The sequence below is a fragment of the Bradyrhizobium pachyrhizi genome (assembly GCF_001189245.1).
Lineage (GTDB): Bacteria > Pseudomonadota > Alphaproteobacteria > Rhizobiales > Xanthobacteraceae > Bradyrhizobium > Bradyrhizobium pachyrhizi.
The window spans coordinates 1-12,918 of record NZ_LFIQ01000073.1 but is presented as its reverse complement, the minus strand read 5'-3'; the positions used below and the strand labels follow the sequence as shown (position 1 = coordinate 12,918).

General features: G+C 65.8%; 10 protein-coding genes. 2 read left to right on the top strand and 8 right to left on the bottom strand.

Annotation, left to right across the window (positions count from 1 at the left end):
• Positions 1-52 precede the first annotated feature (52 nt).
• The 5 genes from AKL29_RS14985 to AKL29_RS14965 all read right to left on the bottom strand — a co-directional run bounded on the left by AKL29_RS14985 (position 53) and on the right by AKL29_RS14965 (position 7,573).
• Positions 53-2,494, bottom strand: a complete 2,442-nt coding sequence (locus tag AKL29_RS14985; protein ID WP_050384731.1) for a penicillin acylase family protein — start codon at positions 2,492-2,494, stop codon at positions 53-55.
• 280 nt (positions 2,495-2,774) lie between these two features.
• Positions 2,775-4,277 (bottom strand): glycerol kinase GlpK, encoded by a 1,503-nt coding sequence (glpK, locus tag AKL29_RS14980; protein WP_028333743.1) that lies wholly within the window; start codon positions 4,275-4,277, stop codon positions 2,775-2,777.
• Between the two features lie 254 nt (positions 4,278-4,531).
• The gene (locus tag AKL29_RS14975; protein WP_050384730.1) at positions 4,532-5,521 is read right to left on the bottom strand and encodes an SGNH/GDSL hydrolase family protein; all 990 of its coding nucleotides are present in this window, start codon (positions 5,519-5,521) and stop codon (positions 4,532-4,534) included.
• Between the two features lie 13 nt (positions 5,522-5,534).
• Positions 5,535-6,317, bottom strand: a complete 783-nt coding sequence (locus tag AKL29_RS14970; RefSeq protein WP_152977610.1) for an SGNH/GDSL hydrolase family protein — start codon at positions 6,315-6,317, stop codon at positions 5,535-5,537.
• Positions 6,314-7,573: an OpgC domain-containing protein gene (locus AKL29_RS14965; RefSeq protein WP_050384729.1), complete on the bottom strand. Its 1,260-nt coding sequence runs from the start codon at positions 7,571-7,573 to the stop codon at positions 6,314-6,316. Before AKL29_RS14965 ends, AKL29_RS14970 begins: the two co-directional genes overlap by 4 nt.
• 301 nt (positions 7,574-7,874) lie before the next feature.
• On the opposite strand from AKL29_RS14965, the gene apaG reads away from it, so the two are divergent.
• Positions 7,875-8,273, top strand: coding sequence for a Co2+/Mg2+ efflux protein ApaG (gene apaG, locus AKL29_RS14960; protein ID WP_028333747.1), 399 nt, complete (start codon positions 7,875-7,877; stop codon positions 8,271-8,273).
• Between the two features lie 109 nt (positions 8,274-8,382).
• On the opposite strand, the gene AKL29_RS14955 is transcribed toward apaG, so the two are convergent.
• The 3 genes from AKL29_RS14955 to AKL29_RS14945 form a co-directional block, all read right to left on the bottom strand.
• Positions 8,383-9,384, bottom strand: coding sequence for an Hsp33 family molecular chaperone (locus AKL29_RS14955; protein ID WP_050384728.1), 1,002 nt, complete (start codon positions 9,382-9,384; stop codon positions 8,383-8,385).
• 196 nt (positions 9,385-9,580) lie between these two features.
• On the bottom strand, positions 9,581-10,507 hold the full coding sequence (gene argF / locus AKL29_RS14950) for an ornithine carbamoyltransferase (RefSeq protein ID WP_028333749.1): 927 nt from the start codon (positions 10,505-10,507) through the stop codon (positions 9,581-9,583).
• Positions 10,507-11,715, bottom strand: a complete 1,209-nt coding sequence (locus AKL29_RS14945) for an aspartate aminotransferase family protein (protein WP_050384727.1) — start codon at positions 11,713-11,715, stop codon at positions 10,507-10,509. Before AKL29_RS14945 ends, argF begins: the two co-directional genes overlap by 1 nt.
• A gap of 486 nt (positions 11,716-12,201) precedes the next feature.
• Here AKL29_RS14945 and AKL29_RS14940 point away from each other — a divergent pair, with 486 nt between their 5' ends.
• Positions 12,202-12,714 carry a GcrA family cell cycle regulator gene (locus AKL29_RS14940; protein WP_018269585.1) on the top strand — a complete coding sequence of 171 codons (513 nt, stop codon included), beginning with the start codon at positions 12,202-12,204 and terminating at the stop codon, positions 12,712-12,714.
• Positions 12,715-12,918 lie beyond the last annotated feature (204 nt).

Genomic DNA, 12,918 nt, shown 5'->3' with positions numbered 1-12,918 from the left:
GTCGCGCTTCGCTTGCCCGGGACGACAGTGGAGTTTTGGGCGACCGCCCTGCTCACCTTGGCGTCAGCGTGATCGCTTCCGCGGTTGCGGCTTCGACGGCGCTGCGGCTGTAGAGCAGCGGCACATACTGGCCCGTCGCCCATAGCGGCGCGAGGTCGCGGTAGTGGCCGCTGAAGGGATCGCCGGATTGGCCGGGCGTGTTGACGGCGCGGCTCGCATCCCAATTGCCGACATCGAGCACCATGCGGAATGAAGCGCCGGAGATCAGATGATAGTCGGAGCGGCGATAGGTGGCGGCGCGCGGCACGTTGGCGGCGCCGCCAAAGGCGAGCGGGCCGACCTGCATCTGCGCCGCGGTCGCCTTGTCGGCGAGCGGCATCAGCGCGTGATTGAATTGCGCGACATGCAGCCGGCCCCAGCGCCAGGACGCATCGCTCCCGAGCTTGCCGGCAACATCGGCGACCGCCTCGCCGAGACTGTCGCGCAGCACGCGGTCGCGCTCCGCTGCCGGATCGCTGCCGAGCGCCGCGTCCGGCTTTTCGAGATAGCCGACAATGGCGGAGATGCTGGAGGCCTCCGGCGCGATCAGTTCGGCCGCCTTCGGCGCGGTGGTCTTGAGCAGCACCGGGCCGAGATGGTTTGCGATCCACACCTCGTAGACCGCGGCGGCCGCGCTATCGGCCGCATCACGCGCATCCCACGCCTTGAGCAGATCGAGGCCCTTCCTGACGTTCGCGTCATCCGACGTGAGCGGCTTCAGCAGCGCGACGAGGCGCCGCGCGAGCATGCCGGTGTCGTCGTTCTGCAGCGCCATCGCGTCCGCCAGCGTCACCTTGCTGTTGGCCTGCAGCACCTCGGTGATGCGCTGCCAGCGCGCGCTGTCGGCCCATTCGAATCCGACCCTGCGCTCACCCACCGGATAATCCGCCGGCAGATTCATCTGGTTGGCGGTGGCGATAAAGCCCTGCTTCGGCTGATACAGCTTCGGCAACTCGTCGAGCGACAGAAAGCCCTGCCACTCGTAGCGGCCGTCGCCGGGCACCGGCATCAGGCCGTCGAAACTGGTGCGGCGCGGCGTCTTGCCGGCGGCGACCCAGCCGATGTTGCCTGACGTGTCGGCATAGACCTGGTTCTCCGACGGCGCGCCCCAGCGCCGCATCGCGCCGAGGAAGCCGTTCCAGTTCTTCGCCGTCATGTAGTCGGACGAGCCGAAATAGGCCGAGGTGCCTGGCTCGAACCAGATCGAGCGCACCGCGAAGGCATGCTTGTTGTCGGCGTCGACGAAGATCACCGGGCCGTGGCGGGTGAACTTCAGCTCGAGGTCGCGGTCGGCCTCGCCCTTCACCGCTTCCTTCTCATGCACGATCCGCATGTCCTCCCAGCCGCTGCCATAGCGGTACTGGTTCGGATTGTCGGGGTTGAGCTCGTAGACGTAGAGGTCTTCCTGGTCGACGTTGAAGATGGTCAGCCCGAACGCGATGGTGTCGTTGTGGCCGATCGAGATGCCCGGCAGCGCCGGCTCGCCGGCGCCGATCACGGAGATGCCGGGCGCGTTGAGGCCGACGATGTAGCGCAGCGACGGCACCGAGTGCTCGCGATGCGGATCGTTGGCGAGGATCGGACGTCCGGTCGCGGTGCGCGTTGCCGCGATCACCCAGTTGTTGGAGCCGATGGTGTCGCGCTGCTGGTCGGCCTCGGCGAGGTACGTGTCGGGATCATGCGCCAGCGCCGCCTTCTGGTCCTTCGGCGCGGCGAACTTCACCGGCCGCGTGGCAAGATCGTAGGCGGCGAGCACCGCCTTCGGCACGCTGCAGGGATCGAGCCCGTCGGGGATCCTGGTGGTCCAGGCGGGCTCCAGCTTGACGCGGAAACGATCGGCATCGAGGCCTGCAGCGCAGGCCACCCGCGAGCGCTTCACCTCGGAGGCGACGTTGCGCGTGAGACCGTGGCTGCGGACGCGCACGACATCCTCCGCCGACCACAGGTCCGGCATCGTGCCTGCGATCCTGAACTCGATCGGCAGCGCGCGCTTGCCCGCCTGGACGTCGGCGACATAGGCGTTGACGCCGGCGACGAACGCCTCTGCATAGGATTTCGCCTTCGGGCCATAGGCGGCCCATTCCGCATTCATGTCGCCGCGATAGAGGAACAGACGCAGCGCCTTGTCCTGCTCGGCATAAGCGGGGCCAAAGTCCTTCGCCAAGAGGCCGAGCCCGCGCTTGCGCCAGAGATCGATCTGCCAGAGCCGATCGCGCGCGGCATTGAAGCCCTGCAGGAAGAACAGGTCGTGCTCGTTGCCGGCATAGATGTGCGGGATGCCCCAGACATCGACGAGGATCTGCCCCGGCGCCTTCAGCCCGGCGACGTCGGTCTTGACCTCGCGCGCCGCGACGAGCGGGCTCGGCTTCTCACGCGCGGTGGCGGGTGCAGCAAGTATTGCGGCGCAGAGTGCGGCAGTGAGTAGCTTGGCGACGCGGTTGAGATCCGTGTTCATGTTGTTCTCCGATGGTTGTTATTGATTGTTGTGCACACTTGGCGAGATTGAGCAGCAGCCGCAGCGAAGCTTCGCCCCCTCTCCCGCTTGCGGGCGCGACGGGCAAAGCTCGCGCTGAGAGGGTCAGGGTGGGGGTTTCGCCGCTTGCGACACTCTTGGTGAGGAGAGAGCCCCCGATCCGTAGCGCATCCGACGATGCGCTACGACCTAAGAGCGAGCTTCGCTCGTCTCGACCCCGCAAGCGGGAGAGGTGCAGCGAGCTTGCCGCAACATCAGTTCATCATTCCCCCTCGTCGCTCGCCAGCACGCCCTTTACCGCGCGGGCCCAGCCTGCGAGCTTGCGCTCGCGCGTCGCCTGGCTCATCGCCGGCCTGAAGCGGTGCTCGAGCCGCCAGTTGTCGGCGAATTTTGTCGGCTCCGGATAGACGCCGGCATCGAGGCCGGCGAGATAGGCGGCGCCGAGTGCGGTGGTCTCCTGGATCATCGGGCGATCGACCGGGGCGTTGAGCAGATCGGCGAGCCGCTGCATGGTCCAGTCCGAGGCGGTCATGCCGCCGTCGACGCGCAGCACGGTGTTGGCGGCGTTGGCCTCCGGCCAGTCGGTGCGCATCGCGGCCCACAGATCGAAGGTTTGGTAGCAGACGCTCTCCAGCGTCGCATGCGCGAGCTCGGCCGGGCCGGTGTTGCGGGTGAGCCCGAACAGCGCGCCGCGCACGCGCGGATTCCAGTACGGCGCGCCCATGCCGACGAAGGCGGGCACCAAATAGACGCTCTGCATGCTGTCCGATTTATCGGCGAGCGGCCCGGTCTCGGCGGCGTGCTTGATGATGCCGAGCCCGTCGCGCAGCCACTGCACCGCGCTGCCGGCGACGAAGATCGAGCCCTCGAGCGCGTAGGTGCGCTGGCCGCCGAGCTGGTAGGCGATGGTGGTGAGCAGTTTGTTCTTCGAGGCCACCGGCGTGGTGCCGGTGTTGAGCAGCGCGAAGCAGCCGGTGCCGTAGGTCGACTTCATCATGCCGGGTTCGAAGCAGGCCTGGCCGATGGTCGCGGCCTGCTGGTCGCCGGCAATCCCGGAGATCGCGATCGGCCCACCGAACAGATCGGCGGTGCTCTCGCCGAACCGGGCGGAAGAATCCTTCACCTCGGGAAGCATCGAGCGCGGCACGCGCAAGAGGTTGACGAGGTCGTCGTCCCAGGCGCCGGTGTGGATGTTGAACAGCAGTGTGCGCGAGGCATTGGTGGCGTCGGTCGCATGCACCCTTCCGCCGGTGAGCCGCCACAAGAGGTAGCAGTCGACGGTGCCGAACAAGAGTTCGCCGCGCTCGGCGCGCTCGCGCGCGCCCGGCACGTGATCGAGGATCCAGGCCACTTTTGTGCCGGAGAAATAAGGATCAATGATGAGGCCGGTCTTGGCCGAGATCGCCGGCTCATGGCCCTCGGCCTTGAGCCTGGCGCAGATGTCGGCGGTGCGGCGGTCCTGCCAGACGATGGCGCGGTGCACGGCCTGTCCGGTGGCGCGGTCCCACACCACGGTGGTCTCGCGCTGGTTGGTGATGCCGATCGCGGCGATGTCCTTCGCCTTGAGGCCGGCCTTCTCCAGCGCCTCGCGGCACACCATCACGGTCGAGGTCCAGATATCCTCCGGCTCGTGCTCGACCCAGCCGGAGGCAGGGAAATGCTGCGGAAACTCTTGCTGCGCGACGGCGGCGATGGAGATGTCGCCGCGAAACACCATGGCGCGCGACGATGTGGTGCCCTGATCGATGGCCAGCACGAAAGACATGAGCGTTTCCTTTGGCGCTTAGGAGAATGCGTCAAGGCCAAAGGAGCGGATTACCGTGGCAAGGTCAAGCTTGGGAAGGTGGTGGTGAGCGACCCGTGGCCCTAAGGCGCGAGTGGCGCCACACGCTCCGCTGTCGTCCCGGCCTAGTGCGCAATTGCGCACTAGGCCGGACGACATTGAATGTTTGGTGCCGCTGGTGATTCATGCACCTACATCTCTGACGCGCGCCAACGGGTCCGCGAAGAGAGAGCCGATCACATCGGCCGGTAGGTCCTGACGTCAGCGGGGACGTTGACGCCGATCTTGATCGCGCCGACCGAGCGGATGATGTCGTCGCCGAGCAGCTGGGCGAAGCAGGCATAGCCCCAGTCGTTCATGTGCAGGCCGTCGGCGATGACGAAATCGTTGATCGGGATCGCCTGTTTCTCGTGCCAGTCGCGCATCACCTCGAAGCGCGGGAAGATGCCGACATGGCGCAGCGCGGCGATGCGGCCGAGCAGCTTCACCATGCCGCGCGCGCTTTCGGGGCGCTCGGTGACGCGCGGCGAATATTGCGGATCGACCAGCACGACGTCGGCGCCTGACGCCTGAAGGCGCGCCACGCCGTCCTCGACCTGCTTGGCGGTCTCGGCGGGATCGAGGTTGCGCAGCACCGCGTTGGTGCCGACCTGCCAGATTACCATGTCGGGATGGACGTCGATCACTTCGGTTTGCAGCCGCGCCATCATCTCGGGCGCGTCCTCGCCGCCCTTGCCGCGATTGAGCACGGTGATGTCGGCGGACGGATACTGCCGGCGCAACTGTCCGGCCAGCCGGTTCGGATAGGTGAATTCCGGCGCCGACGATCCATAACCCTGGGTCGAGGACGAGCCGAACGCGATGATGACGACCGGCTTGCCGGCGGCGAGCTTGGCCGCGACATGCGGCAGCGAGCCGGTGCTGTTCGGCACGCCCTTGGGCTGATGACAGGGCACGCGGTGGAAGATGTCGCTGGCTGATTTCGCGGCCTGCTTCACCCTGTCGAGCGCCTTCGCGGCGACGCCGGGTTGCGGCGGATTGGTCGCATCGGCCGTCGCAGCGGGCTGCATCGCATCAGGCTTTGCAGCCTCGGTCTTGCCGTCGGACGAAAGCGCTGCATGCTGGTCGGTCTGCGCGCGCGACGGCACGACCGCGAGCAGCGTCAGCACCGCAACGGCGCAGAGACCTCGCCCTGCGGAAGCGCGAAAAGGGAAGGCAAAACGCATTTACTCTGCTTCCTTAATTCTGCTGCACCGGGCCCAGATGGGCCGCATCGATCACGAATTTCGCCAGTGCGCGGCCGAGACAGGCATGAACCTTCTTGGCCAGATCGACACCATGCGAGGTGCTGAACAGGTCAAAATATCCGGCGTCGCTCCACTGCTTCATAATCGCGAACCGGTCGAACAGCGGAACGTCGTGCTGCTGTGCCACCACCTTCATGTTGTCGAGATAGGGCGGCGCAGAGATCATCGTCTCCGTACGCGGGCTGTATTGCAGATTGACCAGCACCACGTCAGTCCCGGCGTCCCGCAACGCAACAACGCCTTCGTTGATGGCGGTACGGAAATCGTCGGGATCGACCGCTCGCATAGCATCGACGGTTCCGGTCTGCCAGATAACCAAAGTAGGCTTTTTTGCTTCAACAAGCTTAACAAGAGTTCCCGCGGTCTCCTCGGCGGTGCTCTTACCCTGTAGTTCTACGGATAGATCGATCGTCGATGACGGCAACGCTTCCTTCAGCGCCGCCTGCAGCGTGGCCGGATAGGCGCTCGCCTCGTTGCCCTGGATGGTCGAGGACCGGCTGCCGACCACCAGCACGTTGAGCGGCCGGTTGGACTTGATGGCGTCGGTGACCTTGGGCAGCGAGCTCTCGCTCGTAAGCAGATAGGCAGGCACGTCGCAGGGCGGCGGCGGTGGCGGCTCCGCGGTGTCGCCGGCGCGCGCGGGCGCCGCCGCCAAACCGGCCGTCAGGCAGGCTGCGAGCAGCGTCAGGCCCAGCATCGTCCGCGCGGACTTCATGCTCCCCCTCCCGCCAGATCGGCGTTGCCGGCGGCGCCTTTTTTCGAGGCGCCTTTGTCGGCGGAGTGCTTGTACCACGAAATGATCCACGCCATGCCGCACATGATGAGGATGCCGCAGACGCTGATCAAGGCGTGCAGTGCGGCACCGCCAGAGACTTCGGCAAGCACGAAGTGACCGGCGAAGGCGAGGAAGACCCCGAGGCAGAATATCTCAAGCGAATGCTGGCCACACAGGATCAAAGGTCGCAGCCAGGGCGATTTCAGGCCCGGCCAATCCCTGGGCAGGAAGCGCACGGTGAGCGCGGCGAGCGCCAGGAAGTGTGCGAACCGCAACACGTCCAGGTCGGTCTTGTTGATCGGATACATCCATTGCTCGATCACCTTCGGCATGATGTGGCCGAGCTGCGGCACGTACCAGGTCAGCGTCACGAAGAACGCCGCGACCAGATAGACGATGCAGATCCACATCGTGATGTTCGACGACAGGATCCGCGACATCCGCCGCGCGCCGCCGAGCGCGCACCAGGCGCCGAACACGAACAGCAATTGCCAGGCGAACGGATTGAACGCCCAGAACCCGTTCGGATAGGCCGACAGATAAAGGTCGAACTGCCAGGTCAGCGCGTAGAGCACGACCGAGAGGCCGAGCGTGACATCGGGCTTCCATTTCATCAGCCACAGGATCAGCGGCAGGAACAGCATCAGCACGATATAGAGCGGCAGCACGTCCATGTTGACGGGACGGAAGCGCAGCAGCAGCGCCTGGACGATGGTGACGTCGGGCTGCTTGAGGAAGTCCATGATCCCCATTTCTTCCGAGTAGAGCGGGTTCTCGAACGAGGTCGCAACATAGGAGATCTCGGCGAGGAAGATCGTGAACAGGAAGACGTGCGCGACATAGATCTGCCAGACCCGGCGCAGGATGCGCGCCGTCGCGATCACGACACCGCCCTCCAGCATCGCGCGGCCATAGACGAAGGCCGCGGTGTAGCCGGAGATGAAGATGAAGATCTCGGTGGCGTCGGAGAAGCCGTAGTTGCGGATCGTCAGCCAGGTCAGAAGATTGGTCGGCAGATGATCGATGAAGATCAGCCACAGCGCGAGCCCGCGGAACAGATCGAGGCGGAGCTCGCGCTCGCCGGTCGCCGGCAGCGTGATCGCGGGCGCAGCAACCTTCGCCTCGGCCTCAGCCTTTACTTCGGTCTTGGCGTCGGCCGCCGGCGAACCGGCTATGGGGTCGGCAATCGAGCTCATCAAACACCGTGTCGGCTGCGGACGCCCCGCACGCCGTGCTGAAAAGATAATATCGGTCCGCGAGTTGCCGACAAAGCACGGAGTGCGGCGGCATGCGGCCGCGCTTTAGAGGGGAACTATGTTGAAACCGCGATGAACGGACCGCCCCAAATCCGGCTTTCCAAGTCCCGCTTTCCAAGTCCGCCTTTTCACGGCCTGGCAGGCGATTGGTTCCGGCTGACCAATTGGCTATGATAGCGCCCTGTTTGAGCATGATCCGGTCGAAAACGGAGCATGCGCCAGGACCATCGGATTGAGCCGCATGTACCGCGCCGTTACCCGCCAGATCGAAGTCACCGTCGAGCCGAACTTCATGCCGGAGCGCTCGTCGGTCGACCGGCGCGAATATTTCTGGTCGTACAAGATCGTGATCGTCAATTCGGGCCCGGAAACGGTGCAACTGCGGACGCGGCACTGGATCATCACCGACGCCACCGGCCGCCGCCAGGAGGTGCGCGGCGAGGGCGTGGTCGGCGAGCAGCCGGTGCTCGCGCCCGGCGAGCGCTTCGAATACACGAGCGGCGTGCCGCTGCCGACCGCCTCCGGCTTCATGACCGGCAGCTATCAGATGGTCACCGAAGCCGGCGAGCGCTTCGACATCGACGTGCCGACATTCTCGCTGGACAGCCCGAGCCCGGGCGGGAAAAGGGTGCTGAACTGACGCCTGCGTAGCCCGGATGGAGCTAAGTGCAATCCGGGGCAGGTGCATCCGCGGTTGGACCGACCCCGGATTTCGCTGCGCTTCATCCGGGCTACGATGACGAACGCGCCTACTCGACGCCGGCTTCCTGCGGCGTGAACTCATACACCGACGAGCAGAACTCGCAGGTCACGACGACCTTGCCGTCCTTGACCATCTCGGCGCGATCGTTCGGTGCAAAGCTCTTCAGCATCGACGACACCGCATCGCGCGAGCAGGAGCACTGCGCGCGCAGCGTTTGCGGATTGAAAACGCGAACGCCGCGTTCGTGGAACAGGCGATAGAGCAGCCGCTCGCCGGACAGATCGGGATCGATCAGCTCGACATCCTCGACGGTCGAGATCAACGACTGGCCCTCGACCCAGGCGTCATCGTCCGGCACGCTATGCGTGGTCGTGCCTTCCGGCGCATCGCCGGGATGCAGATCGGCCTGCTTGGCGCGCTCGGGCGCCTTGGGCAGGAATTGCAGCAGGATGCCGCCGGCGCGCCAGTGCAGCTTGCCGCCCTCGCCGCCGCGCATCTCCTCGCCGACCGCAAGCCGCACCCGCGTCGGGATCTGCTCCGAGCGCAGGAAATATTCATGGGCCGCCTCTTCCAGGCCGCCGCCGTCGAGCGCGACCAGTCCCTGGTAGCGGCTGGTGTTGGAGCCCTGATCGATGGTCATCGCAAGGTGGCCCTTGCCGAGCAGCTCGCCCGAGCTCTGGCCATTCTTGAGGCGCGATGCGTCGTAGCGCGCATAGGCGCGCAGCCGGTCGGGCGCCTGGAAATCGACGATCAGAAGCGAGACCGGACCGTCGGTCCGGGTCTGCAGGATGAAGCGGCCCTCGAACTTGACCGACGACCCGAGCAGCGTGGTGAGCACGATCGCCTCGCCGAGCAGCTTGCCGACCGCGGGCGGATAATCGTGCTTGTGCAGGATCTCGTCGAGCGCGGGTCCGAGCCGGGTTAGCCGGCCACGCAGATCCAGCGCGCCGACCTCGAAGGCCAGCACGGCATCGTCGACAGGAACCGCTGAGGGCGCGCGAACCGGCGCCTCGGGCGTGATTTTGATGTCGGGGGATTGTGAAACCATGGCGCTCTATCTGGGGTCTCGGACCGCAAAACGAAAGGGGTTCAGCAGAACGGATCTATCCGTCGTCACTGCGAAAGCAGGGACCCATAACCACCAATGTGAGTTGCTGCATTCAGCTGGGGCTCCAGCTTTCGCAAAATTTACATCGGTGGTTGTGGGTCCCGCCCTTCGCCGGGACGACAGCATTGAATGGGCGCTACGCGACCGCGTCGAAACACCAGGCCAGGATGCCCTTCTGCGCATGCAGGCGGTTTTCCGCCTCGTCGAACACCACGGATTGCGGCCCGTCGATCACCTCGTCGGTGACCTCCTCGCCGCGATGCGCGGGCAGGCAGTGCATAAACAGTGCGTCCGGCTTGGCGAGCGACATCAGCTTGGCATTGACCTGATAGGGCCGCAGCACGTTGTGGCGGTGCTCGCCCTCCTTGTCGCCCATCGACACCCAGGTGTCGGTGACGACGCAGTCGGCGCCGCGCACGGCGGCTTCCGGATCGGTGCCGAGCACGATCGGCGCGCCGGTCGCCTTGATCCAGTCGCGCATCGGCTTTTTCGGCGAGAGCTCCGGCGGGGTTGCGACATTGAGCTGGAACTTGAATCGCTCGGCGGCATGCGCCCAGGAGGCCAGCACGTTGTTGTCGTCGCCGGTCCAGGCCACGGTCTTGCCCTCGATCGAGCCGCGATTTTCCTCATAGGTCATGAGGTCGGCCATCACCTGACAGGGATGCGAGCGCCGGGTCAGGCCGTTGATCACGGGCACGGTGGCGTGGGCGGCGAGCTCGAGCAGCGCGTCATGGTTGAGGATGCGGATCATGATCGCATCGACATAGCGCGACAGCACGCGCGCGGTGTCCGCGATGGTCTCGCCGCGGCCGAGCTGCATCTCGGCGCCGGTCAGCATGATGGATTCACCGCCGAGCTGGCGCATGCCGACGTCGAACGACACCCTTGTGCGGGTCGACGGGCGCTCGAAGATCATCGCCAGCGTCTTGCCTTCGAGCGGCTTCCTGCCCTTCTCATGCGCCTTCAGCTTCGCCTTCATGGCGGCTCCGGCGGACAGCATGTTGCGCAGCTCGCCGAGCGGCAGCTCGTTGATGTCGAGGAAGTGACGGACCGGCTTGCTCATCATCCAGCCGCCTTCTTCGGCTGCGCCGCCGACAATGTCGCGCAGGCGCGCTCGAGCGCGGTGATCGACGTATCGATCTCGGCCTCGGTCACGATCAGCGGCGCCAGGAACCGCACCACATTGTCGCCGGCGCCGACGGTGAGCAGCTTCTCGTTGCGCAGGGCGGCGATCAGGTCGCCCGACGGCACCACGGCCTTGACGCCGATCAACAGCCCCTCGCCGCGCACCTCCGACAGCACGCCGGGATAGCGGTCAACGACGGAGGCGAGCTTCTGCTTGAGCAGCAGCGACATCTTCTGCACATGCTCGAAGAAGCCGGGTTTCAGCATGACGTCGAGCACGGCATTGGCGGCGGCGACCGCGAGCGGATTGCCGCCGAAGGTCGAGCCGTGCGAGCCGGGCGCCATGCCGGCCGCAGCCTGCGCGGTCGCCAGCGCTGCGCCGATCGGGAAACCGCCGCCGAGCGCCTTGGCCAGCGACATCACATCCGGCGTGACGCCCGTGCGCTTGTAGGCGAACAGCTCGCCGGTGCGGCCCATGCCGGTCTGCACCTCGTCGAAGGCGAGCAGCAGGCCGTGCTCGTCGCAGAGCGCGCGCAGCGCCTTGAAGAACGCCTGCGGCGCCGAGCGCACGCCGCCCTCGCCCTGCACCGGCTCGATCAGGATGCCGGCGGTGTGCGGACCGATCGCCTTCTTCACCGCCTCGATGTCGCCATGCGGCACCTGGTCGAAGCCGTCCATCGGCGGCCCGAAGCCCTCGAGATATTTCGCCGAGCCGGTCGCCGCCAGCGTGCCCAGCGTGCGGCCGTGGAAGGCGCCCTCGAAGGTGATGATGCGGTAGCGCTCGCCATGGCCCTTGGAGAAGTGATAGTGGCGGACCAGCTTGATCACGCCCTCCATCGCTTCCGCGCCGGAATTGCAGAAGAACACGAAGTCGGCAAAGCTCTGCTCGCACAGCCGCGCGGCAAGCGCCTCGCCGTCCGGGCTCTTGAACAGGTTCGACATGTGCCAGAGTTTGGTCGCCTGCTCCTGCAGCGCCTTGACCAGATGCGGATGCGCATGCCCGAGCGCGTTGACCGCGACGCCCGAGGTGAAATCGAGATAGCGGTCGCCGTTGGTTGCGATCAGCCAGGCGCCCTCACCGCGCTCGAAGCCGAGATCGACCCTGGCGAAGACGGGGAGCAGATGCGACGTGGCAGCGTTGGTCATGGCGATCACTGACGGTTTGAAGCCGACAATTGCCGCGCGCCTTGACGCCAGCGCAGCAACGGCCAGCTTCGGAAAACAAAACGGCCGCCTTTGCGGGCGGCACGTGGCGGGCATTCTATGCTGCGGTCAGTAAGTGTCAATCGCCACGAAGTGGCCTTCCTGCAATGCGAAACGAGCGCAATCCGGAGCATTCCGGTGCGGTGGAAAACCCTCATCGAACTGCTTAACTGTGTGGGAACATGTGGACGCACGGCCGCGGACTCTTGCGCCTGAGTCACGCCATATTGTAGCGTTTGGCCTGTCGGGTACGACATCTCGTGCGGCGGTACTGGACCCTCTAAGTAGCCTTCGTGTCTCGCGTAAACGTTCGGGCGCAACACCGTGCCCGGCGAGGGCTAAGGGATTCTGGCCGCAGGGATATTTGTCCAGATTGGCTCGCAGCGCCGCTCCAACGATTGGCCGGCGCTACGCGAAGGGAAGAATGCGATGACTGTATTGACCTGGTCCGACGATCGCGTCGAGCAGCTGAAGAAGCTCTGGGAGTCCGGCCTGTCGGCCAGCCAGATCGCGGCGGAACTTGGCAATGTGACGCGAAACGCCGTGATCGGCAAAGTGCATCGGCTCGGCCTCTCCGGCCGCGCCAAGGCGCCCTCCACGGCCGCGCCGCGGCAGCGCAAGGCTCGCCCCGCCCAGCACATGATGCGGGTGGCGCGACCGGTCTCGCGCGGCAACACCGCGCTGGCGCACGCCTTCGAGGTCGAGATGGAGCCCGATCCGATCTCCTACGACAATGTGGTGCCGATGAGCCAGCGGCTCTCGCTGCTCGAGCTCAACGAGGCCACCTGTCACTGGCCGGTCGGCGATCCCTCGAGCCCGGAATTCTTCTTCTGCGGCGGCAAGGCGCTCGCCGGCCTGCCCTATTGCGCGCATCACTCGCGCGTCGCCTACCAGCCCGCCGCCGATCGCCGCCGGCCGTCGGCGAAACCGCAGATCAAGTGAGCACTCGGGAAAACGTCGGAAGAACTCAAAAACAAATCCCCGCGAAAGCGGGGATTTTTTTGTGTGACGTAGCTCGGCTATATGCCCAGCGTCGTCCCGGCGCATGCCGGGACCCATACGCCGCGGCCGGCGCAATCGGCAAGCGGCCAGACGGCTCTCTAACAACGCCCATTCGTGGTTATGGGTCCCTGTGTCTTGGAAGTC